At 43.9% G+C, this 23,890-nt stretch carries 24 protein-coding genes; 11 read left to right on the top strand and 13 right to left on the bottom strand.

Features of this window, described 5'->3' with window-relative positions:
- Positions 1-167: 167 nt before the first annotated feature.
- Positions 168-293 (bottom strand): hypothetical protein, encoded by a 126-nt coding sequence (locus F6K37_RS05445; RefSeq protein ID WP_267871991.1) that lies wholly within the window; start codon positions 291-293, stop codon positions 168-170.
- Between the two features lie 506 nt (positions 294-799).
- Here F6K37_RS05445 and F6K37_RS05440 point away from each other — a divergent pair.
- Positions 800-1,990 carry an extracellular solute-binding protein gene (locus F6K37_RS05440; RefSeq protein ID WP_008180229.1) on the top strand — a complete coding sequence of 397 codons (1,191 nt, stop codon included), beginning with the start codon at positions 800-802 and terminating at the stop codon, positions 1,988-1,990.
- 12 nt (positions 1,991-2,002) lie between these two features.
- Here the strand turns inward: F6K37_RS05440 and F6K37_RS05435 are convergent, their stop codons facing one another.
- The 3 genes from F6K37_RS05435 to F6K37_RS05425 form a co-directional block, all read right to left on the bottom strand.
- Positions 2,003-2,575 (bottom strand): hypothetical protein, encoded by a 573-nt coding sequence (locus F6K37_RS05435; RefSeq protein WP_063747921.1) that lies wholly within the window; start codon positions 2,573-2,575, stop codon positions 2,003-2,005.
- Between the two features lie 199 nt (positions 2,576-2,774).
- Positions 2,775-3,905 (bottom strand): aldo/keto reductase, encoded by a 1,131-nt coding sequence (locus F6K37_RS05430; RefSeq protein ID WP_008180225.1) that lies wholly within the window; start codon positions 3,903-3,905, stop codon positions 2,775-2,777.
- A gap of 306 nt (positions 3,906-4,211) precedes the next feature.
- Positions 4,212-4,712: a bifunctional nuclease family protein gene (locus F6K37_RS05425; protein WP_044492346.1), complete on the bottom strand. Its 501-nt coding sequence runs from the start codon at positions 4,710-4,712 to the stop codon at positions 4,212-4,214.
- Between the two features lie 311 nt (positions 4,713-5,023).
- On the opposite strand from F6K37_RS05425, the gene F6K37_RS05420 reads away from it, so the two are divergent.
- Positions 5,024-5,728, top strand: coding sequence for a riboflavin synthase (locus tag F6K37_RS05420; RefSeq protein WP_287248725.1), 705 nt, complete (start codon positions 5,024-5,026; stop codon positions 5,726-5,728).
- Between the two features lie 377 nt (positions 5,729-6,105).
- On the opposite strand, the gene F6K37_RS05415 is transcribed toward F6K37_RS05420, so the two are convergent.
- From F6K37_RS05415 to F6K37_RS05400, 4 genes are all read right to left on the bottom strand, one after another.
- Positions 6,106-7,305 (bottom strand): glycosyltransferase family 4 protein, encoded by a 1,200-nt coding sequence (locus F6K37_RS05415; protein ID WP_287248723.1) that lies wholly within the window; start codon positions 7,303-7,305, stop codon positions 6,106-6,108.
- Positions 7,306-7,357: 52 nt separating this feature from the next.
- Positions 7,358-9,040, bottom strand: coding sequence for a hypothetical protein (locus F6K37_RS05410; RefSeq protein ID WP_008180218.1), 1,683 nt, complete (start codon positions 9,038-9,040; stop codon positions 7,358-7,360).
- Between the two features lie 429 nt (positions 9,041-9,469).
- Entirely contained in the window at positions 9,470-10,480 is a 1,011-nt protein-coding gene (locus F6K37_RS05405; protein WP_287248721.1) for an ARPP-1 family domain-containing protein, read from the bottom strand.
- On the bottom strand, positions 10,462-11,835 hold the full coding sequence (locus tag F6K37_RS05400; RefSeq protein ID WP_287248720.1) for a VWA domain-containing protein: 1,374 nt from the start codon (positions 11,833-11,835) through the stop codon (positions 10,462-10,464). Before F6K37_RS05400 ends, F6K37_RS05405 begins: the two co-directional genes overlap by 19 nt.
- Positions 11,836-11,993: 158 nt before the next feature.
- Here F6K37_RS05400 and pip point away from each other — a divergent pair, with 158 nt between their 5' ends.
- From pip to F6K37_RS05375, 5 genes are all read left to right on the top strand, one after another.
- A complete protein-coding gene (pip, locus tag F6K37_RS05395) occupies positions 11,994-12,938 on the top strand; it encodes a prolyl aminopeptidase (RefSeq protein ID WP_287248718.1) in 945 nt (314 codons plus the stop codon).
- Positions 12,939-13,039: 101 nt separating this feature from the next.
- Complete coding sequence (gene deoC / locus F6K37_RS05390; protein ID WP_008180207.1) at positions 13,040-13,720, top strand: deoxyribose-phosphate aldolase; 681 nt, start codon at positions 13,040-13,042, stop codon at positions 13,718-13,720.
- Positions 13,721-13,806: 86 nt separating this feature from the next.
- Positions 13,807-14,772, top strand: a complete 966-nt coding sequence (recO, locus tag F6K37_RS05385; protein ID WP_008180205.1) for a DNA repair protein RecO — start codon at positions 13,807-13,809, stop codon at positions 14,770-14,772.
- A 239-nt stretch (positions 14,773-15,011) separates the two neighbouring features.
- Positions 15,012-16,451, top strand: a complete 1,440-nt coding sequence (locus F6K37_RS05380; RefSeq protein WP_008180203.1) for an MFS transporter — start codon at positions 15,012-15,014, stop codon at positions 16,449-16,451.
- A gap of 20 nt (positions 16,452-16,471) precedes the next feature.
- Positions 16,472-17,629: a glycosyltransferase family 4 protein gene (locus F6K37_RS05375; RefSeq protein ID WP_008180200.1), complete on the top strand. Its 1,158-nt coding sequence runs from the start codon at positions 16,472-16,474 to the stop codon at positions 17,627-17,629.
- A gap of 61 nt (positions 17,630-17,690) precedes the next feature.
- Here F6K37_RS05375 and F6K37_RS05370 read toward each other — a convergent pair whose 3' ends face one another.
- Complete coding sequence (locus F6K37_RS05370; protein ID WP_008180198.1) at positions 17,691-17,945, bottom strand: hypothetical protein; 255 nt, start codon at positions 17,943-17,945, stop codon at positions 17,691-17,693.
- A 107-nt stretch (positions 17,946-18,052) separates the two neighbouring features.
- Here F6K37_RS05370 and F6K37_RS05365 point away from each other — a divergent pair, with 107 nt between their 5' ends.
- Together F6K37_RS05365 and F6K37_RS05360 are read left to right on the top strand one after the other, a co-directional pair.
- The gene (locus F6K37_RS05365) at positions 18,053-18,298 is read left to right on the top strand and encodes a helix-turn-helix domain-containing protein (protein ID WP_008180196.1); all 246 of its coding nucleotides are present in this window, start codon (positions 18,053-18,055) and stop codon (positions 18,296-18,298) included.
- A 51-nt stretch (positions 18,299-18,349) separates the two neighbouring features.
- Positions 18,350-18,928 (top strand): Uma2 family endonuclease, encoded by a 579-nt coding sequence (locus F6K37_RS05360; RefSeq protein WP_287248713.1) that lies wholly within the window; start codon positions 18,350-18,352, stop codon positions 18,926-18,928.
- Positions 18,929-18,989: 61 nt separating this feature from the next.
- Here F6K37_RS05360 and lpxB read toward each other — a convergent pair whose 3' ends face one another.
- Positions 18,990-20,219 carry a lipid-A-disaccharide synthase gene (gene lpxB, locus F6K37_RS05355; protein ID WP_287248711.1) on the bottom strand — a complete coding sequence of 410 codons (1,230 nt, stop codon included), beginning with the start codon at positions 20,217-20,219 and terminating at the stop codon, positions 18,990-18,992.
- A 143-nt stretch (positions 20,220-20,362) separates the two neighbouring features.
- On the opposite strand from lpxB, the gene F6K37_RS05350 reads away from it, so the two are divergent.
- Positions 20,363-20,530, top strand: a complete 168-nt coding sequence (locus F6K37_RS05350) for a hypothetical protein (RefSeq protein WP_154659686.1) — start codon at positions 20,363-20,365, stop codon at positions 20,528-20,530.
- Between the two features lie 266 nt (positions 20,531-20,796).
- Complete coding sequence (locus F6K37_RS05345) at positions 20,797-21,762, top strand: calcium-binding protein (protein ID WP_008180189.1); 966 nt, start codon at positions 20,797-20,799, stop codon at positions 21,760-21,762.
- 101 nt (positions 21,763-21,863) lie between these two features.
- On the opposite strand, the gene lpxA is transcribed toward F6K37_RS05345, so the two are convergent.
- The 3 genes from lpxA to F6K37_RS05330 all read right to left on the bottom strand — a co-directional run.
- Entirely contained in the window at positions 21,864-22,658 is a 795-nt protein-coding gene (lpxA, locus tag F6K37_RS05340; RefSeq protein WP_044492344.1) for an acyl-ACP--UDP-N-acetylglucosamine O-acyltransferase, read from the bottom strand.
- A gap of 402 nt (positions 22,659-23,060) precedes the next feature.
- Complete coding sequence (fabZ, locus tag F6K37_RS05335) at positions 23,061-23,573, bottom strand: 3-hydroxyacyl-ACP dehydratase FabZ (protein WP_008180185.1); 513 nt, start codon at positions 23,571-23,573, stop codon at positions 23,061-23,063.
- A gap of 18 nt (positions 23,574-23,591) precedes the next feature.
- Positions 23,592-23,890, bottom strand: a 299-nt coding sequence (locus tag F6K37_RS05330; protein WP_287248707.1) for a UDP-3-O-acyl-N-acetylglucosamine deacetylase, incomplete at its 5' end; no start/stop codon positions are given.

Here is a 23,890-nt window from a genome sequence, read left to right as displayed (position 1 = left end):
GTCACTTAAGGAAGAAAATCCGATGAATTGCTGATTTATTTAACTATTGTCAAAAATCTGTCAAAAATCAGCTCTAAACTCCTTAGAGTCTGTTTCCCAGAGTAATTTTTTTCAAAAATGCCAGATAGCCGCTGTATATCTTGATATTTACCCTGATTAATTCAGCATTAATTAATACTTGTCTTTTCTCCCAAGTTTCGCACCACAATTAGCACAATCGGTTTTTTCGGAATTAATTCCTTGGCATTAGTGATTTTTAATACATAACGTACGGATGATTTTCCCCATGTCATTACCTTCTCAAACTCCTAGAGAGATGGTCAACTAATAGCAGTTGACAAGATAACCAATAAGTGAATTAACTTCTTGATCGAGATATTTCTATCCCCCCATCACTTTATCTTACAGATTTAGATTTCTTATAGTTAGGTCTAAAACAAGACTGTGTGTTGAGGGCGAGGAGGGGGAGGAAAAGGGAGACATAGCTGGTGTTTTCGTTCTTTTGATCGTGCTTACTCTTAATAAAATTCAATTAATAATAGTCAAACTATTATTGAGGTCAAATGATGTCAAAGTGATGTCAAAGTAGATTCAGATGCCTTAGCCCTTGACTTAGATTAGTTTTGTTAACCAGACTATAAGTAGTTTTTAATTTATTAGACTTACCACATCTAGCAGATGGCTGTTGGTCTAAGAGGTCACAAAAGTCAGTTCATTGCTCATAGCTATAGTAATTGCTATTGAGCCAATGTAAATTAAGGTCAAAGAGTTGGTAACCAAAGGAAATTCAGAAATACTTATGAAGCGACGCTCCTTGATACTAGGTGCTAGTACCATAGCCCTTAGTCAGTTAGCATCTGGTTGTAATATCGGACAACAAGCCTCTTTAAAGGTAAGGCTGTTGCAAAATTCAATACCAGTTCAGCTGTTGGGTGAATTTCGTAAGACCTTAACACTACGGGCTAAGCTAAATTTTGACCCGGAGAAACAACTATCTGCTTTATTCAAACTCCTGACAACCTTGAAAGAGCAAGGCAAACCCAATAATAATCAAGATCGCTCCTTTTTAGATTTGATCCGGATTAGGTCTAGGACACCGATAAGTCCTGATTTAGTTACCTTAGGAGATTATTGGCTCAAGTCAGCCATTGAGCAGGAATTGATCCAACCTTTGAACATAGAAACGTTGCCAGGATGGAAACAACTGCCGCCAGAGTACCAGAAACTTGTTAAACGTGACCAAACTGGTCAGCTAGACAACTCAGGAAAAGTTTGGGGTGCTCCTTATCGCTGGGGTGCTACTGTCATTGCCTATCGCCGTGACAAGTTCAAAGCCTTAGGCTGGACTCCCACTGATTGGAGTGACTTGTGGCGTGAGTCTTTACGCGATCGCATTTCTGTGTTGAACCACCCCCGAGAAGTGATTGGTTTAACCTTGAAAAACCTAGGCTTATCCTATAATCAACAGGATTTAAATCAAGTCAAAGACTTGAAACCAGCACTTCGACAACTGGCTAAACAGGTTAAATTTTACAGTTCGGATCACTACCTAAAACCTCTAGTTTTGGGGGATACCTGGGTAGCAGTCGGTTGGTCTACGGATATCCTGGCACTAAGAACACGCGATCGCCAAATTGAGGCAGTGGTGCCTCAGTCAGGAACAGCCCTGTGGTCAGATGTATGGGTAAAACCGGTATCAGTTAGCTCTGCTTCTGACTCCTCAGAAAGTAACTCTGAGTCGGATTTAAGCAAAAAGTGGATTGAATTTTGCTGGGATAGCAAATCAGCCAAGCAAATTTCTCTACTGACTAATGCTGCTTCCCCGATTCTGCTTAAGATCCCAAGAAATAAGCTACCACAAGATATCCAAACCTTACCTCTACTGCTGCCAGAAGCAGAAATTCTCAACAAGTGCGAATTCCTCCATCCCTTACCAGAGTCTACACAAAAGCAGTATGAATCCTTGTGGAAAGAAATGCGAAATACGTGAAAATTGCCTGTTCTAGTTTTGTGATAACTGGCAAAAGGCCGAGACTTTGCCAGCTAAAGGGACTTGACCAGGAATACATACCTCCACCTGGCACATGGAATTACCATCACAGGTATAAGCTCCTAAAGGCTTTCCTCGCTGGTTAAATACTCTGGTATTATAGTTATAATCTCTGGCAACGTTGCCCATTTTGTTAATAAAAGCATACCTACCCAGATAGTTAAGCAGACTCCAGAGTTGGCGATTCACTACCAAATCTACCCGGCGTTTACTCGGATAAGCTAACCAATTATCCAGTAGCTTACCGCCAAACTGTTCATCAGCCCACCAGAAACTTGGAGTAGTGAGCTTAGTTTGAGAGATAGTATCAGCAGTAATCACAGACCCATCATTAGGAAGATTATCTGGCTGCAGGAAATTTAAATTCACAGCTTCTGTGTCCGGCTGCACTCCTACAGTCTTTTGAGCTAAAACTGGTTCAGGCTTCCAGCCAACCAGAAAACAGCTCTCTAGAAACACAAGGCAGAATACACAAGGCACAACAGACAAGGGATGTATTTTACTAACGGTGTTTCTTTTATCCATAGGAATGCACTAAAGCATCAGTCAAATCAATAGTGATACCCATTAACCTTCAACCTTCAACCCTTCAACCAACTAACCTTCAACCTTCAACCAACTAACCTTCAACCTTCAACCAACTAACCTTCAACCTTCAACCAACCAACCAACCTTCAACCAACCAACCTTCAACCTTCAACCAACCAACCTTCAACCAACTACCTTATCCCCACAGACGACGCCTAGGAGAACCATTAAGACGCTGGTGGGTATCAGAGAGTAAGGAAGGAATATCCAGTTGTTCGGGGCAACGGGGAAGACACTCACCACACTGGGTACAACGGTTTCCCTTGACCCCCCTAAACCAATGACCAGCATTTTCAAACATTTGATAGCGATATTGACCAAACTCGCTCATGTCGTAAGCCAAAGCAAGATTGCGCAGCCGCAAGACTTCTGGAATGTTAATGGTTTCTGGGCAAGGTAGACAAGCGTAGCATTGACTACAGCGGTCAGTTCCTAGAGCATTGTTCAAGTGGGTTTCCAAACGAGAGAATGCTGCCACTTCCATTGGGCTCAAAGACTCGTCTCGGTTAGCGACACTTAAAGGCAGGGTCACCTCATCTGGGTTAGCCGGTCCAATACTAAGGGTAGTAATGCGGGGATCGCTTAATAAAAATCGATAGTTCAGTTCTAGTGGCGAGAAGGGATGGCACAGTTTCTCTAACGTTGGTGGTGGGGTGTAGAGTTTGCCTGCTTTATCAGCAGGAGATATGATGAAGATGCCCATATCCTTCTGATCAGCCAATTCAATCGCCGCAGCATTGCGTTGAAAGAAGTAATAGTAATGCAGGTTGATGAATTCAAAAAAATCTGTTTGAATTGCCCCTAGAATCACTTGTATTGAACCATGGGTTGAGAAACCAACGTGCCTTATACGTCCCTGGGCTACGGCTTTTTGGACAGCTGCCATACAGCCACTGTCAGACTTTACCCAGGACAGATGCTCTTCAGTGTTAATCCCATGAATTGCTAAACAATCGACATAATCGAGCTGTAGACGTTCTAAGGAATCATTAATCCACTGACTCATCAAATCAGCATCAGGGGTTGGTGGAATCTTGGTGGTTATATATAGCTGGTCTCGTGGTACTGACAATCCAGCTTTCAGGATGTTACCAAGGTATTCTTCACTCTTGCCGTAACCCCTGGCAGTTTCCAAGTGGTTAATTCCTTGAGCGATTACCTGTTGCACTGTCTTCTGAGCATTTGACTCAGACCCTAAGCAACGCATGGTGCCACAAGAAAACACTGAAAGCTGGAGATTAGTTTTTCCAAACCGCCGATAACGCATGTTGCCCAACTGCTGGAATAATCTTATCTTTGGTTAAAACGTTGCCCAAAAAACAGTTGCGCCAAAAATTCAGTTGATGGCCATCGATTGTCTTGGGGTATAGCTTGGGTCATAGCTTCGAGCATAGTTTGGGATATATCTCTTGAGCCCAAGGGTCACTTGCGGTATGGCATCAGGGTTAGAGCATCTGGAAAACTCTCACCAATGGCTAAATGGTAAGGCTTTCAGAAACATCTCTATAATTTTTTGACAGAGCAATTAATATATTGTTGCTGTTAAATCCCGTTTAATCCCAATATTTTGGCTTTAGCTACCACGACTATATCCTCCACGGTGAAGAAAATCTTCTGGGCGGATATTAGATACAAATTCCCGAAAAGCTCGACGCTCCTCTTCATCCTTATCTTGGTCTACAGGTATCGAAGCATCAGCAATAACTTCTTCCATCACCCAAATCGGACTGCCAGTACGCAGGGCGATGGAGATGGCATCACTTGGTCGAGCATCAATTTCTTTCTTTGTCTCACCCTGACTAACACAGAGGCTGGCATAGAACGTGTTATCCTGGAGAGAGTGTATTATAACACGATCCAGTGTTATGTTCCACTCCTCCAGGAAATTGACCATTAGGTCATGGGTCAGGGGACGCGGTGGCGTTTGTCTTTCCAAAGCACTGATAATTGCCTTTGCTTGATCTTGCCCAATATAGATTGGCAGAGCACGCCGATCTAAGACATCTTTGAGTAACACGATGGGGCTACGTGTTACAGTATCTACTGCAATGCCAGCAACTCTCATTTCAATCATCAGCTTAGCCTCTAGAATACGGTCAGCATCAGGGGCATCAAAGCGAAGCGGTAAACTAGTACTGTACAGACGGGCACCGAAACTTGCCCTTGCCAGATCTGTTCTTTTCACGTTACCGGTCAACGGTAAGATTAGCCCTTGAGAATCCAATTCGGTGAGATCAACAAGATTGTATTCTCCAAGTATGCCTTAGTCTCAGGAAATTTGTTTGGCCACTTCACTAAAAAAACACAAACTTATGCCAGCTCTTTTCCTACTAACAGTCTAGTTGCACCAGTTCATCCGCTTACAGAAGAACAGTATAAACAACAGTGTTTACAGGATTAATTCAAGCTCTCGGCACAATCGGACCAATCGGAAGCGATCGCTTTATTGTTTCCGGTACCTCTGATGCTATGGATGTTATCTTACAGGATTTAGAACCTGGTGATAGTGTAGCAGTGGATGGAATTTGCCTAACGGTAGAGAAAGTTTTGCCCACAGGCTTCTCGACCACTGCTTCTGATGAAACTCAGGGGCGCACCACCCTTGGACAAAGGCTACAGACAACTTCTTACGTTAATTTGGAAACGTCTTTGCGTGTGGGTAGCAAACTAGGGGGTCACTTTGTAACAGGTCACATTGACGGTATTGGCTGCTTAACGGAATCTTTACAAACACCAAACTCCTGGGAAATGTGCTTTACAGCACCAGCTTCCTTGATGGATGTGTGGCAGCATAAGATAGCTCGTTATCTTGTTCCCAAGGGTAGCATTGCCGTCAATGGGGTCAGCCTAACGATTGCTGAGTGTGACCCCAACGGCAGTTGGTTCAAAGTAGCGGTGATTCCCCATAGTTACAGCTATACGAATCTTAGCCACTTACGGACTGGCAATTGGGTGAATATCGAAAGTGACATTTTAGGGAAATATGTCGATAAGTTGCTGGGTAACCGAGTGCCAGCTACTGAAGCGATGGATGAAATTTCGCCGGAATTTCTGCTAGAGCATGGGTATTTGACATCCTCTCCCGGCTGAAGCCTGTAGGGCTGTTTCATGTTTGTGAAAGATTAGGGAGGCCAAAGGTGAACAAATAAACAACCAAACCTTCACAGTTCAGAGTTGAGACTTCACATTCTATTGGATTCCGACCTGGACCGAAACAGAGGCTCAACAAGCACAACAGGCAAGGTTGCTATTAGAGCAAGAACGGCAACGGTCACAGCGGCTAGCAGAGCGGTTAAGGGTGATGGGAATTGACCCGGAGCTTCTGGAATAATCAGGTTCAACAGAAATGCGTTCGCGAAGCGTGACCTTTGGTCAATCGCATTCTGATTAATGTTCTAATTAATGATCTAACTAATGATCTACAAAGCTCGATCCCTAAAGTACTTTTCCCCCTCTTCCCTTTCCTACTAAACCTTTCCTACTAAAAATCTATAGGCTGCTAGAGTTTCCCTTGCCGTTCTCTCCCAAGAGAATAGCATCGCTCTTTCCTTACCCTTTCTAATCAATTCCTCCCGCAATGGAGAATTACTGATCACCTTGACCATAGCATCTGCTAATTCAATTGGCTGATTAGGGTCAATTAAAATTGCCGCATCTCCCGCTACTTCAGGCAGGGATGAAGTATTAGAGGTAATCACAGGAGCACCCAAAGTCATCGCTTCCAAGACGGGCAGACCAAACCCTTCATAGTAGGAAGGATAGACAAAAACATCCGCATTTGAGTAAAACCAGGCTACTAGTTGATCGGATAAGTAGCCCAAATGATGAATATGGTGTTTCCACGGGGAACTAGCAATAGCAGAAAAAATAGATTCATAGGACCATCCTTTTTGTCCAATCAGTACTAACTGATGCTCAATTTGATGCCGTTGTTTTAAATAATTAAATGCTGCAATCAGAGTATTAATATTTTTCCTAGGCTCAAGAGTACTCACAAATAAAATATAGGGTTGGGCGAAGTCGTAATTAACTGATGTCACCAAAGACTGAACCGTGTTATTCGGTAAATCTAGTGTATTGGGTAAATCTAAAGTAGAGTAACGGCTAGCTTGAGGAATAACTTGGATGTTGTCAGGATTTACTCCTAGGTAATTGACGATATCCTGTTTAGTAGACTGGGAAACAGTAATCACTAAATCAGTCCACCGTAAACATTGTTTTACCCGAGCAGTATAGCTTTTAACAATTGAGTTAACATACTGAGGATATTTAATAAAAGTTAGGTCATGAATCGTCATAACCCGCAAGCTTTTTCGACAGGGATAAACCACATGATCAGTACCATGGACGATATCATGATTGCCTAAGTATTGCTCACAATAAGGTAAAATGGGATTAGGTACAGTGGCTAGTAAACTAGAGATAGTAACCGGTAACGGTATAGTTTTAATCTCTAGATTTTTAATCTCTAAATGCCTAGTTAGCACTTCAAGAAATGACCAATCACGAGATAACCATTTTCTTACACTTGGTTGATAGGCGACACTTAACTGAAAGTCTTCCTGACTTTGTAGCTTATGGAGTGCCTGAATTAAATTTAAGGCATACATTCCAATGCCACTTAACTTATGGCGAATTGGTGTAGCATCAACAGCAATTTTTATCATATTTTCCTTACTTAATTACCAAGTAAAATTATAATTGCTACTTGATAATTAACTAATTACTATAGATAAACTCTGTTCCGGTCAAGATGCCATCACAAATAACATCTAATCCTTTACTTTTACCAGGAATGAATTCATTGAGATCACATACCTGAAGTTTAAATTCCGATGGATTACTAGCTTCGGTGGTCATCTCTAGGGGAATCATGCGGCGGAAGAAAAAGTGATAGGCATACTTTCTTGCTCGTTTTATGATTGCCTCAGGTAAGCCATCCCCTAGGGGTAACTGATCTAAATACTGAACATACTCCTCTACAGAACTGGCATCCATAGTTATGCCTTTATTACGAATCCACGCTTCTCCTGCAACGATTACAGGTATACCCATGCTAGTTAATTCTACGCCCATTTTAGTGCCGTAGATCAGAGCCGCATTACATTGGAGGATAGCAGCATAGGTGCTAACGGTACTTTCTGGAGGAATCACAAACACATTTGGAGGCAGAGTGGGGAAAACCTGACGAATTTCTTCAAACAAGGGTTGACGCGATCGCAAAGTCCCTCGAATCTCGGCTGGGTGAATCCGAATTAACAACTGTAACTCTGGTCTTTTAGCAAAATACCGAATAGTTGTCAATACCCATTCCAGCATATTAGGAAAAGCATTAACTGGGTAATGGAGTTGAGCATCCCACATCACATTAGTCAGTAACCCAATACAAGGACGAGAAAAGTCTACTCCTACCGCATCAGTAATCTTGGTCAGGTCAAACTGAGGACTTTCATGGAACCAAATCCAATCCTGAGTTCCTTGCCAGCGACTTTTCAAATAGTCCATCAACTGCTGTTCCATCTGGGAAGTCCACGGTATAGTTTCCCAATTACTTACTGGCTCCCACATCAGCTGGTGATGATAGGTTTGATGGTGACTAAAGATAAAGCATTGTTTGCGATAAGCAGGATTCCAGTTCACCACTCGCACCCCTTGCTGACGGGCTACTTCACCAGTCAACCCCTGAGGAACATAAATGCCGTGGTTAAATACAGCACACTCAACCTTAACCGTTTGCAGCAGCCGACGGGTTGCCCAAGTGGTCAGGATTGCGGCTTGGAAGTAACGCTTGAGAATCGGCTCAGCATTGGGTTCCCCTTCCAGGGAAGCACGAGCATAAAATCGCAGAGCTCCCGCTAAAGCGTGTTCTCCTACAGCTACCCCATTTAGGGTGTACTTTTCAATTTCAGCAATAGTGAGACTGCTAGCTATCTCCTTGGCCTGTTGGTAATCTGTATCTGTGAGAAATTCACTGTAGCGATGGATAGTCAATCCTAGAGGCTTATAGATCCGATCGGCTAGGGGAAAGCAGTCGTTACATAAGTCACGTTTAGGACCATGATTTACAAACAAGTCCTGTTTGGGATAAAAACTAACATCACACCAAAAACAAGCCGGTAAAATACCATCACAGAGCAAAATGTGAACTTGAGCACCCCTGAGGGTTAAGCCCACTGCTAGTAGACTTTCTAAAGTGATGGAATGGATTTCCCCACCCACACTAGTAGCTACCAGAATCTTAGAGCCAGTTTGGGCAGCCTTTAGGGCATTTTGCCATTGGTTTAGAGACCCTTTCAAGACCAAATCCCACCTGGGCTGATCTCGAATAATGCGCTGTCTGCGCTTATAGAGCTTAACCCTGCGATGAAGGGATTTGTTCCGCTTGAGAAACTCTTTGATCATTTGATAGTTTACAGTTGACGGTTGACGGTTGAGTGTGAGCAGGTGACAGTCAGTATGTTAACAACCTCTGCCACTATCAACCTCTTTGCTAACAAACCAAAATTATCTAAAAAGATTACAACTAATATCAGATAAGGCAAGAAATGCCATAAACTCGGGTTTTTGGCTCGTTTGCGAAGCTTGAGCCTCAGGGGAAGACTTGGGGAGTCACTTTGAATTGGTTTAAAGCTAATTAAAGCAAGACAGGTGGTTAGCGCTGCGACGTCGCCTAATAGCTAATACTTAGTTAACTAGTCTGACTATGGGATCAGTGACTGTAACGTCGATACCTAACTCAGTTCTTGCTATACTTCAAGTGTAATACAAAGAAACCAACTCTGTCAAGCCATAAACTGTTGTTTACAAAAAACAGAGAAAATTATGTTCCACTCATGGCTCTGGAACTGAGGCACTGACAGACTTTCCAGACAAATACTCCGGCTTGCCAAACACAGACCCATAAACCAAACGTCCTTCCTCCTCCACAAACTGACCAGCAAAATTTTTGCCTATCACTGTTTCCAGACGGAGGTTAAGAAAACGTTCTTCTTCCTTAGTTGTGAACTTTTCTGGCGGAGTTTGTGCCAGCCAATTGCTCACCTGTTGTTGCCATTTGACACGGCTAGCCAGTAGTTGATCTCTTAATTCCCTGAGATTGCTGGCACACAAAGCCAAGGTGGGCTGACTTTCTTCTTTGGTATGGTGTTCTTCAACCATTGCCCCTACTCCATAGCAAAAGCAAACCAAAGGCATCCACATCTCCTGGAAGTAAGCGGCATTGGGAGCAATTTCTATCCCCGCTAATTTATCCCGCAGGAAGAATAGCGCACCGGTTTGCCCAGATAGCAATTCTAAGCGGCTTTGATATTGGGTCAAAAAGGCTCGCTTACGACTGAGAATCTGTTCCAAATGACCCCGGTTGGGTAAGCCAAGTTGCTGGTTAAGGCGGCTAATCCCATGCCAGAGTTTGCTGTAACTCTCTATACCTCGCTGTCCTAATGCTTCGTTGCGCAGATGGAGGGGCAGAATAAAAAACCACTGCTGACGACTTTCGAGATAACCTCCCTGGGACTCTTGGACACAGCAAGCATCTCGGAACATCAGTTTTTGACCAGCAGCGATGAAGGCTGACCGACAGAGGGCATGATTTTGCGCCCCATCTTGGATATAACCCATGTGTAGGGGAACAATCGCAATCCCTGCTTCTGAGGGGTTGGCAACTTCGATATTACCATAACCATCAACCCTCAATAGCTTCAGTCCAGAGAGCGGACCTACAAATTGAACCCGATTCTCTCCACCGAATATTGGCACGACTGTCAGAACACCTGACTTTTGAGGTATGCCGAAACGGTAAGGAGATAGGTCAAAGACATTTTGAACTAATTGATGACAGTCCATAGCGCTAACTCCTTTTCAATCTGATCCAGTTTTTGCAGTAGAAACTGCTGTAAGCAGGTTTGAGCCTCTTGGCTGTTAACCCTGGAAAACAGACTTAACAATACTGTTTCAAAGTCTTCCTGATGCCAAAATTCCAACTGAGGGAGATTTGGAACAGGACGACGTAACGTTAAGTTATCGGCAGGAGTGAATTTGCTATGGCAGAACACTACAGGAGTTTCTACCCCACATCTTGGCAGTGCTTCCACTACCCTTTCTAAGTCTCCTGGATAGTAGTTTTCGTAGCCATCAGAGACAATCGCTACTAAGTCAGGTTGACTTTCCAAGGCATCCAGCAGAGCCAGGGCTAAATCTGTATGTCCTTCTGGCACTGGCGGAAATCCAGACCCGCCGACAGTATAGACTTGTAAGTTACGACAGCATTTCTTCAATACCAGTTGCAAGGCGACAGATTGGGAGAGGGTAGAAAATTCCCGTTCTCCGTAACTACGAGTCGATGCTGATGCATCCAGCACTAGTGCCATCTTCCCCGTAAAAATCGGCAGTTGGCGCACAGATTCTTCCACGTAGTAATCAAGGGATTGCTCCAATTCTGGGGACTTGCCTCCCCGGTAGAGATGAACAAGAGTGGCACTAATATCCCCTCGATTAGTAGCTGTCACAGTTTTCAGACGTAGTTTTTCCCCTTTTAGTTTTTCGGTGTACTGGGTATGAGCTAGTTTATAGTTGCCATTGCTGGTTTGAGGAGTTCCCTGCTTGTACAACAGGGGAAAAATTAATTTCACCCATTCCGGATCCCGAGCAAAGCGCAGCAGATGACGACGTAGATAGGTTTGACTTTCCTCTGTCTCAGGTTGGGTCAGCATTTTGGCACAAGCACGAACAACATTCTTTCCTAAAGCATGTTCTAAGCTATCCACCAACGCCGGACGGCGAGAGCTTGCCATATCTGCCAGCTCAGGATGATTGAGTATATAGTTGAGGATGGCTTTAGTGGTGTGCTTGTGATTTGACCGCACCCGCTTTAGGGCAAGAAATATTGTCAGCACTAAGTCTGGAGGTAGAATTGCTAGCAAGAAACCAGTGACCCGGTTGAGAAGACAGCGCTGATCAACGGACATGCCAACTCTAGAGGATTGTAGTAGTTGAAACAGGATCCGTGCTTGTTGCCACGGCTGAACCGTTTCTACTACCGCCAACAGAGCATAGAATTCTGGATTCTGCTCATACATGGACTGATGTAGGGTTGCATCCTGCCACTCTGGAGGCTGGTGATCACGCCGCACAATAAAAGGCGTATTATCGGTACACAGATGGTTCAGAAAATTTAAGGAGGTTTTTTGATTGGCATTCATGAAATGCCTCCTAATTTTAATTGGGATAATTAGAGGTTAAGCAATTGGAGATTATAAGCTAGATTACTATTATACTACTTTATAATACGATTGTCGATATTTTTAATTATTTTTGTATGTACTTTATGTAATCGTAACTGTAACCCCAAGGCACAACTATGCGAGAACTCTATCCCCCCATCGAACCTTACAACCAGCAAACCCTAACAGTTTCTAACCTCCACACCATTTATTTTGAAGAGTCGGGTAACCCACAAGGTCAGCCAGTAGTCGTGTTACACGGAGGACCAGGAGGTGGTAGCCAACCGGTTTATCGCCAATACTTTGACCCAAAGAAATGGCGAATTGTCATGTTTGACCAACGGGGTTGTGGTAGAAGTATTCCCCATGCTGAACTTGAGGAAAACACTACTTGGGATTTAGTTCGTGATATCGAAAAACTGCGAGTAAAACTGGGTATTCAGCAGTGGGTAGTTTTTGGCGGTAGTTGGGGTAGCACTCTTTCTTTAGCCTATAGTCAAACCCATCCTGAACGCTGTCTAGGACTGATCTTGCGGGGAATTTTTATGCTCAGGCAAAAGGAAATTCGTTGGTTCTATCAGGAGGGAGCAAGCTATATTTTCCCTGATGCTTGGGAAGAGTATATCAAGCCGATCCCAGAAGCAGAACGCCATGATCTAATTTCTGCTTACTATCGACGGTTGACCAGTCCGGATCCTCAAACCCGCAATTCAGCAGCTCGGGCTTGGTCAATTTGGGAAGCAAGTACCAGTAAACTCTTCCAAGACCCAAGCCTGATCCAAAAGTTTGGTGAGGGTGAATTTGCTGATGCGTTTGCCAGAATTGAATGTCATTACTTTGTCAATAAAGGCTTTTTTGAACCAGAAGACCAGTTACTCAGGAATGTAGACCGGATTAAATCTATCCCTGGGGTGATTGTCCAGGGACGCTATGATGTGGTGTGTCCGATGGTATCAGCTTGGGAATTACATCAGGTTTGGCCAGAAGCTGAGTTGATTGTGGTACCCGATGCGGGTCATTCCATGGCAGAACCAGGTATCCGCAGTGCTTTGATCGAAGCAACGGATAAGTTTTTGACCTGACTGGGTGACAGCAGCCTTGTTAGCCTGACACGGTTAACGGTTGACTGTTAACTGTTATACTGACAAGTTGGTTGATTTTTACTTAAGTATCTTATATAGCGATGGATATAGACTATCCAGACATTGATATTGCTCCCATAATCGACCATGCCCTGCTTATTCCCACGGCTACACCAGAGCAGGTGGAAAAATGGTGTCAAGAGGCAGACCAATATAAGTTTGCTACAGTGTGTGTCCCGCCAGTTTACGTCAAACAAGCGGCTGAACTCCTCCACAGTAGAGTACCAAAGGTTTGTACCGTGATTGGTTTTCCGATTGGTGCCACAACACCCACTGCTAAGCTTTATGAAGCCCAAGAGGCAGTGGAAAATGGAGCGACAGAGCTGGATGTAATGATTCACCTCGGTGGTTTGAAAGCCGGTAAAACCGAGGAACTTTACCAAGAAATTGCCCAAATCTGTGAAGAAACGGGTAAAACCGTCAAAGTCATCTTGGAAACTACTGTGCTGAGTGATACGGAAAAACGTCTTGCTGCGGAAATCTGTATGGATGCTGGGGCGCAATTTATCAAAACCAGCACTGGCTGGAATGGTGGTGCCACAATTGATGATGTCCGATTTTTGAAAAAAGTCACCAAGGGGCAAGTTGGAATCAAGGCATCAGGAGGTATCCGAACCATCGAGCAAGCTTTGGATTTAGTCGTTGCTGGAGCAACTAGGCTAGGCACGTCTCGTGGTCCTGACTTGCTGCGACAACGGGATAACTTGGAAATTAAAAATTAAAAATTAAAAATTAAAAATTAAAAATTAAAAATTAAAAATTAAAAATTAAAAATTAAAAATTAAAAATTAGCAAGTAATAATGACGAATGAGTCAAACCTACAAAGCCACTGGAATTAATCTGAAAAGTATACCGCTGGGGGAAGCGGACAGGTTGGTGACAATTTTAACTAGGGAGTTGGGTCTGATTCGGGTAGTGGCACCAGGGGCAAGGAAGCAGAAATCGAAATTAGGTGGTAGGAGTGGCTTGTTTGTGGTCAATCAACTACTGCTGGCAAAAGGGCGATCGCTAGATAAAATTATCCAAGCAGAAACTACAGAATCCTACCCAGGATTGAGTCAGGAGCTCAGTAAACTGGCAGCTAGCCAGTATCTGGCAGAATTAGTTCTCTGTCATGCTTTGAGTGAGCAGCCTCAGGAAGAACTCTACGAACTACTTAATGAACATCTACGGCGTCTGGAGCAGTTACCTAAAATTACAGCTAATCCCTCAGGGTTGTCCTTAGTGTTAGCCCATTTGTCCCATGGTGTCTTTCACCTGCTTGCCCTGGCCGGAATAGCACCTCAAGTGCAACTTTGTTGTATCACACAACACACTTTAAGTCCAGATTTGACTGACCCGAATTGGCGGGTTGGTTTTAGTGTAGAAGCAGGTGGCACTATTAGTTTAGTCAGTCATGAGTCCAATATGAAGGATTTACCCAATCCAACTATTCCGAATCGAACTATTCCGAATCGAACTATTCCGAATAAAGTAGAGAGGTTGACTCAAACCACTGGCAACACTGATACTGATGTCATCCTACCCCCTCCTCCACGAGTAAATCATAAGCTGAATGCTCTGGAGTTAACCCTGCTTCAACAACTGGCAGCTGCTGAATTACCTCAGCTGACTACACTATTAAAAGAGCAATTGGGAGGGTGGAAGGCGGCTGAGTCTATAGATTCACTCTGGGTGAAGCTGGAGCGAATTTTACGAGACTACGCTCAGTATCACTTTGGTCGCTCAATTCGCTCAGCGGCTTTAGTGGATGCGTTGTCGTCTGTTAACTAATACTCATAATCCGGGTCTGTTAATAGGTAATAAATAATGGGTAATAAATAATAGTTAATGGGTAATGACAATATAATTTTGGTGTTTAAAAGCAGCAAGATTAAGGTATTAAATTATCAATTAATAATTACCATTTACTAATTACCAATTGCCGAGTAAATCATCCATTCATAGTAACAGTATGACTATCTAAAAAAGTTGTTACTGGTAATAAAAAAGCCTAACCCAGAAAAGCCAGAATGCGATCATCGGAGCCTGGAAAAAAACAAAAACACTCCCCAGACCCCACGTCTGATTTCACCAAGTCTGATTTGGTGGCAAAACCCTCATCGAGAAGTGATGAGCTAAGGGATCAGGAACTGGATTCATCACCGGATAAAGGATTTCTACCAGTTCTAAAAAATTCCAACTTCTTAGCCCTATGGAGTGGTCAAGTCTTCTCTCAGCTAGCAGACAAAGTTTATCTGGTGTTAATGATTGCCTTGATAACCAGTCGCTTTCAAGACGCTGATCAAACTATCAGTGGCTGGGTATCAGCTATCATGATTGCCTTTACCATCCCAGCAGTTCTATTTGGTTCCTTGGCTGGCGTCTATGTGGATCGGTGGTCAAAAAAAGATGTGCTGGTGCTAACCAATCTGTTGCGAGGCGCACTGGTGTTGTTAGTGCCTGGGTTGTTGTCCTTTACTCAAGGCTGGACATCAGTCTCCAATGTGCCACTCGGCTTTTACGTCTTATTAGTGATTACATTTCTAGTCTCTACCCTGACCCAATTTTTTGCCCCAGCAGAACAAGCGGTAATTCCCTTGATTGTGAAACCGCACCACCTACTGTCGGCCAACTCCCTATATACTACAACCATGATGGCTTCCTTAATCATTGGTTTTGCTGTGGGTGAACCGTTGTTAGCCTTAGCGGATAGCTTGGGAGCTCAGCTACATTTCGGCGTGTACTTGGGGAAAGAAGTTTTGGTAGGAGGGTCTTATGCGATCGCAGGATTAGTGTTGTTGTTACTGAGAACGGGTGAAAATCGGGCAAAGTCTAAGGCTGAGCAACCTTATGTGTGGGCAGACATTGCCGATGGTCTGCGTTACGTACAACACCATCGAAATGTCCGCAATGCTATGATTCAACAAGTTATTCTGTTTTCCGTTTTTGCTGCTTTAGCCGTTCTGGCGGTAAGACTCGCGGAAAACCTACCTGGGATCACCGCTTCCCAGTTTGGCTTCTTGTTAGCAGCAGGTGGAATTGGGATGGCGATTAGTGCAGCAATCCTAGGAAACTGGTTTGATGACACCTCCTATGTAGATTTAAGTCTGTCTGGTTCTGTAGGTATGGGAGTAGCCTTAGTAGGGTTGTCCCTATTCACTAACAATCTCTGGCTGGCTTTACTGATGACAATGGTATTGGGGGGGTTTGGGGCTTTGGTGGGTATCCCGATGCAGACTACCATCCAGGCAGAAACACCAGAACAGATGCGGGGCAAAGTTTTCGGACTACAAAACAACGCTATTAATATCGCCTTGAGTTTACCATTAGCCTTAGCGGGGATCGCAGAAACTTGGTTGGGTTTACAACCTGTATTTCTTGGTTTAGCAGCACTTGTGTTCTTAGGTGGGTTCTTAAACTGGTATATTTCCGGTAATAGATTAAATAATTTAAATAAACGTCATCAATAGAGACTTAACTACCAACCGGAATGCATATCGCCTGGCTCGGAAAAAAATCCCCTTTTTGTGGTAACGTCACCTACAATCGAGAAGTGACCAATGCTCTGCTCGACCGGGGCTACCAGGTCAGTTTCCTCCACTTTGCCCAAGAAGAAGAGGACCGGACTTGGTGGGGTTGTCAGGAGGTACCACTGCCTTGCTTGTACAAGTCTCAGATGTATACCATTCCAACCCTAACCGCCAGTAAGGTTTTGAAGCGATCGCTACAGGAGCTCAAACCTGATCTGGTTCATGCTTCCTTAACTTTATCTCCTTTAGACTTCCTGTTACCGGAAATCTGTACCGAACTCAATTTACCCCTAGTGGCGACCTTCCATCCGCCCTTTGATGGTAAACGACGCAATTTGCAATCGGGAACCCAATTGCTGACCTATCAAGTTTATGCGCCGTTTCTCGCCCACTACGACCGAGTGATTATCTTTTCTCAACTCCAACGGGATGTCCTAAGCCGGGTTGGGGTTCCTGATCACAAGCTAGCAGTTATTCCCAATGGGGTGGATGTCCAGAAATATTCTCCAGGATACTCCCAGTGTACCTCTGAGTTTGCATCCCAGTTCAAAGCGGAACGCCTGTTTGTTTATCAAGGTCGGATTGCTACGGAAAAAAATGTGGAAGCGCTGCTGCGAGCGTGGAAACACTGTAACCTGGGTAAATCCAGCAAGCTAGTGATTGCTGGTGATGGACCGTTATTAGCCTCATTGAAACCATTTTATGGGGAAGAACAAAATGTCATTTGGCTAGGATTTGTGGCTTCCGAGCAACAACGGATTGAGATTTTGCGGGCAGCGGATGTGTTTATTTTACCTTCTCTATTGGAAGGGCTGTCCTTATCATTACTGGAAGCCATGGCTTGTGGTGTGGCTTGTGTAGCCACAGATGCTGGAGCTGATGGGGAAGTGTTAGAGGATGGTGCTGGGGTAATTCTCAATACCCATGGGGTGACATCCCAACTGAAAACCCTATTGCCCCTATTGCGTGACCACAGAGACTGGACTACTTTGCTTGGTCACAAAGCTAGGGCAAGGGTTCTAGAGCGCTATACCTTAAGTGGGAATATTACTCAGCTCGAAAGGCTTTATGAAGAGGTTGTAGAAATTAGGCTTTTGCAATTGAGTGGTCGTGCTTAGTTTTTTTTGTTGTTTGGGAAGTTAACCTCATGCTAAGTTGCCCTTATGGTGAAGAGGGAGGTTAATTGGTAGAAACGTAGCGAGTAAGAGCACGCATCTGTTTACCGGGAATGGAAGCAGGCATTAAGGGACTCCATTCGCTGATTTCAGCAAAACCGAGTTTGTATTGGGTGTGGATGATTTTGGTGATGCTGTTACTTGAACCAATGACTAGGATTTGCACAGGTTCTCGCTTGGGTTGAGGTGGTGTGGGAGTAGGCTCGGAGGCTGGTACCGAGGCAGTTTCTTCCGGTTCTGGTAGAAAGTTGTTGGACATGGGAAGTTACCTTCTTATTGTTACCGAATGGACTACAATGAGTCGTCCTCATTGTAGTCCATTTGGTGCCATTTACTCAGTCCTGAGTAAATGACAGAATTTGAGGCATGGGAAAAGCAGGCAAAGCCCTCAAACAAGTATTAGAAAGCTACGGCATCAGCCAGAATCGAGTCGCTGTGCTGATGGGAATTGGGCGTTCAAATATATACCGTTGGGTGAATGAAATTAGAGATCCAGGCGCTGAGATGGTGATTCAACTTCGGGATGCACTGTATCAGATTAATCCAGCAGCAGCGGAAGATTTTGTTAAACTTTACTTGGGTTGTCCCAGGCAAGACAACGATTCGTCTTAATTGCGAAGCAATTGCTAGATATATCTATAAGGGATAACTTGAGATTGATTCATGAATACCCTTCCGATCAACATTCCTCCCAGCCTCAGAGTTACTGACGAGCAGTTTGAACAACTTGCTAGTGCTAATCGAGACTTGCGCTTAGAACGTAGTGCTACAGGTAAATTAATTGTTATGCCACCCACTGGGGGGAATACTGGAAAACGCAACATTGATATAGAAGGACAACTTTGGTTATGGAATCGCCAAACCAAACTGGGGGTTACTTTTAACTCCTCTACTGCTTTTCGACTTCCCAATAGGGCAATTCGTTCTCCTGATGCAGCTTGGGTTACTCAAAAACGATGGAATGCATTAACCCCTGAACAACAAGAAACTTTCCCACCCCTTTGTCCTGATTTTGTAATGGAGTTGCGTTCAAAGAGTGACAATATGGAACCGTTACGCCAAAAAATGCAGGATTATATTGATAATCAACTGGGTTTGGGTTGGTTAATTGACCCTAATCATAAGACGGTTGAAATTTATCGAATCCATCAAGCTGTAGAGGTGTTGAAATCTCCCAAAACATTATCGGGAGAAGATGTTTTACCTGGCTTTGTCTTAGACTTGGAATTTGTCTGGAATTAGCAGGATTGTAAGCATATGCGCTACGCGCACGCTACTTGAGGTGCCATTAGCCTTTGACCACTTAGCTTATTAGTTGGAAAATTTCCTTAGCAGCGCGATCGCATACGCCCACTTCACCCAATAACTGGCGCATTTCCTGATAATCCTTCAGGGTTTGCTGACGCCGTTCTGGATTAAAAAGGAGTTCCAAGGATTCCCGAACAATATTCTCTGGTGTGGCTTGCTCTTGTAACAACTCCGGCACAATGGAACGCATGACTACTAAGTTAGGGGGAGACATGAAGGGAATGGAAAACTTCAAGAAGGTGCGAGCAAGCCAGTAGGTAAAGGGATTAACTCGGTAGAAAACTACCTGGGGCACATCTAGTAGTGCTAGTTCCAAATTCACTGTACCTGACTTGGTAATGGCTAAATCAGCAGCAGCCAAGATTTCCTTAGTTTCACCAGCTACCACCTTAGCTTGTAAACCATAGCGCTGTACTGCTTCCTCAATGGGATGGCGATAGGCTTCTAAGGATAGGGGAATCCAAAATAGTGGTGAATCAGCTTGACTTTCCCTTAACCCTTCACCCTTCGACTGGCTAACCCGTGTTTGCTCAGTATCTAACAATTGTGACTGTAGCTGCTTGGCGGCTTCGAAGACTACAGGCATGAGATACTTTATTTCTTGTTGTCTAGAGGCAGGTAAAAGTGCGATCGCAGTTTGTTCTGGAGCTATGCCTAAGGTAGCACGAGCCTCTTCCCGGCTTGGGCTAGATTCCATCCGATCTACCAGGGGATGACCTACCCAACTAACTGACGCTCCCTTTTCCACAAAGTAACGGGCTTCTTCTGGGAAAATTGCCAACATGATATCAGTCATCTCTACAATAATCCTGGTGTTGCGCTTAGAGATAGACCAAACCCACTCTTGGGGAGCAATATAATACACTACCGGTACTTGCGGTAGTTCACGCTTAAGAAAACTCCCAATACTCAAATTTGGTCCCATGTAGTCAATCAGCACCACTAGGTCAGGGGGCTGCTGCCGGAGATACTGTTTGGCACGACCTTGGACTTTCAGGGTAGGCAGCACAAAGGGTAGAGATTCCAGAATTCCCACAGAACCAATACTGGTGGTATTACCCAACAGCTTCGCACCAGCTTGAGCCATTTGATCACCCCCTAGAGCAACAATCTCTAACTCTAAGCCAGCTGCTGTTCCCTGACGTTTCAATGCTTCAATCAGTAGAGCCCCTTGTAAATCACCAGATACCTCGCCAGTACTGATAAAGATGGTTTTGAGAGTCATGGTTAATGGGTGGATAGGGATTAGGGAAATAGGCAGTAGACAGTAACCATATCTAAATTACCTGACCACTGAAACATGGTATCAGTGCCAGGCGAGGGTAAGCTGTCACACCTTGAAATTGTGAATAGGGGCCCTTTGGGGAGATGAGGAGATCGGGAGATGGGGAGAGGGTAGACCAGCTTTTGCGCCAGTGGATTGACCTACGGTCACGCTACGGGATTGACCTACGGTCACGCTACGGGATTGACCTACGGTCACGCTACGGGATTGACCTACGGTCACGCTACGGGAACGGACATTTAAATCCATAAAAGCTTAATCACTAATTATGTAAATTTTTTATACTTAAGTATTTTCTTTTAAAAGATAAGTTTTACAATTTTATGGAATTTTAAATTATTCACATAAACTTCATTAAAACTAGTCATTTAATTCATCCAATTTTAATATTTTTTAAAGTATCATAAAAAATGAATAAAATGAAAATCATTAGTGATTTGCGCTAATTCCATCAAGCTAAAATCACAATATTCATACTATAGGGTGCAATTAAAATTTTTTTTTAGGAGAAATAAAGATGTCTACCAATTCCACTAACACAACAGTTCTGACCTTCGATGAACTGCCTTTTCAACCGGTTGATGACCTAAGTTTCATGGGGGTCACATTTGATTTCAAAGTCGGTGGGGTAGATTCAACGGATGCCAATTATGGTTCCTTCGGTCCAGGATCAATTGCTTTTGTACAAGATCCGAGTTTGGAAGGTGATGCCGCCGGAATCCTAACCCTTGACTTTGATGCACCGGTTTCCGAGCTTGAGTTTGGGGTGGCGCTGAGTACCTTTGCTACTCTCACACCTGGTTTTACAGTGGAACTGTTTGATGATGGCTCCACATTGGTAAATACGATCGCAGTCGATACTAGTTCACAGCCAAGCTTTACCGAGGGTCTGTTCTCCCTTTCTGGTATTAGTACACCAATAGACCGGGTCGTGATCGATTTCAATGATGCCGCTGCTTTCCGCTTCGCCCTTGACAACCTTAGCTTTGAGGAAGCTGGTGTTACTCTAATCGGTACTTCCAACAATGACAGCCTTGAAGGTGGCGGAGGTGACGATATTATCAAAGGGCTTAACAGTCAAGATACCCTTCTAGGCTTTGCTGGGGAAGACTACCTCGACGGTGGTGACGGTGACGATCAACTGTTTGGAGGGGACGGTCATGACACCCTCAAAGGTGGCAATGGTCAGGATACCCTCGAAGGCGGAAATGATGACGATACCCTGATCGGTGGCCCAGGAGATGACATTTTAACTGGTGGCAGTGGGCAAGATACCTTTGTCTTGTCAACAGTAGGCAAACTCACCATCACTGACTTTACCGATGGCGAAGATCTGTTGCAGTTAGATGGTCTGACCTTTGGCCAGATTTCGATTTTTGAACAAAATGACGATACCATAATCACCACCATCAATAATCAACCATTAGCTGTCTTGACTGGTGTAGATTCTGGTGATATCACAGAAGCAGATTTTGTGTTTTAATCTCCTATTTTCTTAATTAAGAATCTCTAAAATAGGTTAGCAAAGGGTAAAGGTTAAAGGTAAAAGGAATTTGAAATAAACCTTGATAACCTTTACCCTTTTCACCGACGACCAGGAATCAAACCCCGACGACCTTCCATGACAGACAACTGCAAAAACTGATGCAGGTGCTGCACATGTGGGTTATCTGGTGGCAATTCCAAAGTTTGGAGGGCTTGAGTGAACGGTTGTCCTGAAAGATAGAGCTTCCGGAATACATTTTTTAGCTGTCTAATCTCACCAGTTGTCAGTCCAGCCCGTTTAAGACCGATTAAGTTAAGCGATCGCACTCGGGATGGATTTCCCTCCACTAGCATATAGGGTGGAACATCCCGGTCAATGCGACTCATCCCACCGACCATAGCTAGACGTCCAATGTGGACAAATTGATGAATTCCCAACACCCCACTAATTCTCACCTGGGACTCAATATAAACGTGACCCGCTATAGCAGTTCCATTAGCGATAATTACATAATCTTCAATTACACAATTGTGAGCAACATGACTATAAGCCATTAGCATATTGCCATTGCCAATTACAGTTGCTTCTCCTGCCCCGGTGGCTCGGTTAATGGTGACGTACTCTCGAATTAGATTATTATCACCAATTCTCACCCAGCTAGGAGCACCATCATACTTGAGGTCTTGGGGTTCCGAACCCAGTACTGCTCCTGGAAAGATTTGATTCCTGGCTCCGATCTCCATTGGTCCAGAAAGAACCACATGGGCACCAATGGTTGTTTCTGGACCAACTTTCACATTATCTTCGATCACCGCGTAGGCACCAATCTGAACTGTCGGGTGTAGTTCAGCACCAGGATGGATAACAGCAGTAGGATGAATAAGTGTTGCCAATTTTCCAAACACCAAAGTGACCAATGACTAACAATACTGGCAGGTTGCAGGTTGCAGGTTGAAAGGTTAAGGTTGACTGTTGCAGGTTGCAGGTTGCAGGTTAAAGGTTGAAGGTTAAAGGTTGCAGGTTTAAGGTTTAATGTTGAAAGGTTAAGGTTGACTGTTGCAGGTTTAAGGGTTAAGGTTGACTGTTGCAGGTTTAAGGTTTAATGTTGCAGGTTGTAGTCATAATATATAACATTAACTTTTAACCTCCAAAGTCAAGTATTTCAAGCAAATAACCTACCCTAAAAGGGACGCCAAAGGCGAACAACCAAATAACTTTCAAGCAAATAACCTACCCTAAAAGGGACGCCAAAGGCGAACAACTAAATAACTTTCTAAGCTCTTGCTAATCATGTTTTAATCCACTATAGAGAACATAAGCTCGCCTTCTGCTGCTTTCTTACCATCAACAGTAGCAACTGAGTGCATCTTACCAAAACGACTGCGCTTGATGGACAACAGTTCCGCAGTCATCACCAGTTGATCTCCTGGCACTACGGGACGCCGAAAACGAACTTTGTCAATCCCTGCAAATACGAATAATCCCTCAGGACTATCGGGCATTTGGGTTAATACAATCCCGCCAACCTGAGCCATAGCTTCCACGATCATCACCCCAGGCATCAAGGGTCGTCCAGGAAAATGTCCTTGAAAAAAAGGTTCGTTGAAGGTAACATTTTTGATACCTACAGCTCTTTTACCTGGAACATAGTCAATAATCCGATCAACTAATGCGAAAGGATACCGATGGGGGAGTAGTTTATGAATGTCTTCGACGGTTAGAACTGTTTTAGTCGATGAGTCATCATTTACATCCTTGGTAGTTCCGGTAGAGTTATTTGGCGTGTTAACGTCAGTCAGTGTGGACATAAGCGTACTTTAATAAAATTACAGATTGCAGGTTAGTTTGTTAATTTTTAAAGGTTCAACCTTCTTTGTGTTTAACTTGCAACCCATGCGTTCAGCCAGCTTTTTGGCAAGTTGGACATGGAGATGGTGGCTAGCTTTATAGGCCAGGATATGAGCAACAGGAAAACGTCCTAATAAACTCAAATCCCCTACTAAGTCTAAAAGTTTATGACGTACTGGCTCATTTGAAAATCGTAAGGGAGGATTAACCCATCCGTGTTGACCACAAACCAGAGCATTGTCCAAGCTACCACCTTTAATTAAACCGCGATCGCGCA

Origin of the sequence: Moorena sp. SIO4E2 (assembly GCF_010671945.1) — a bacterium.
GTDB lineage: Bacteria > Cyanobacteriota > Cyanobacteriia > Cyanobacteriales > Coleofasciculaceae > Moorena > Moorena producens.
The sequence above is the reverse complement of the archived record's forward strand: the minus strand, read 5'-3'. Positions and strand labels throughout refer to the sequence as shown.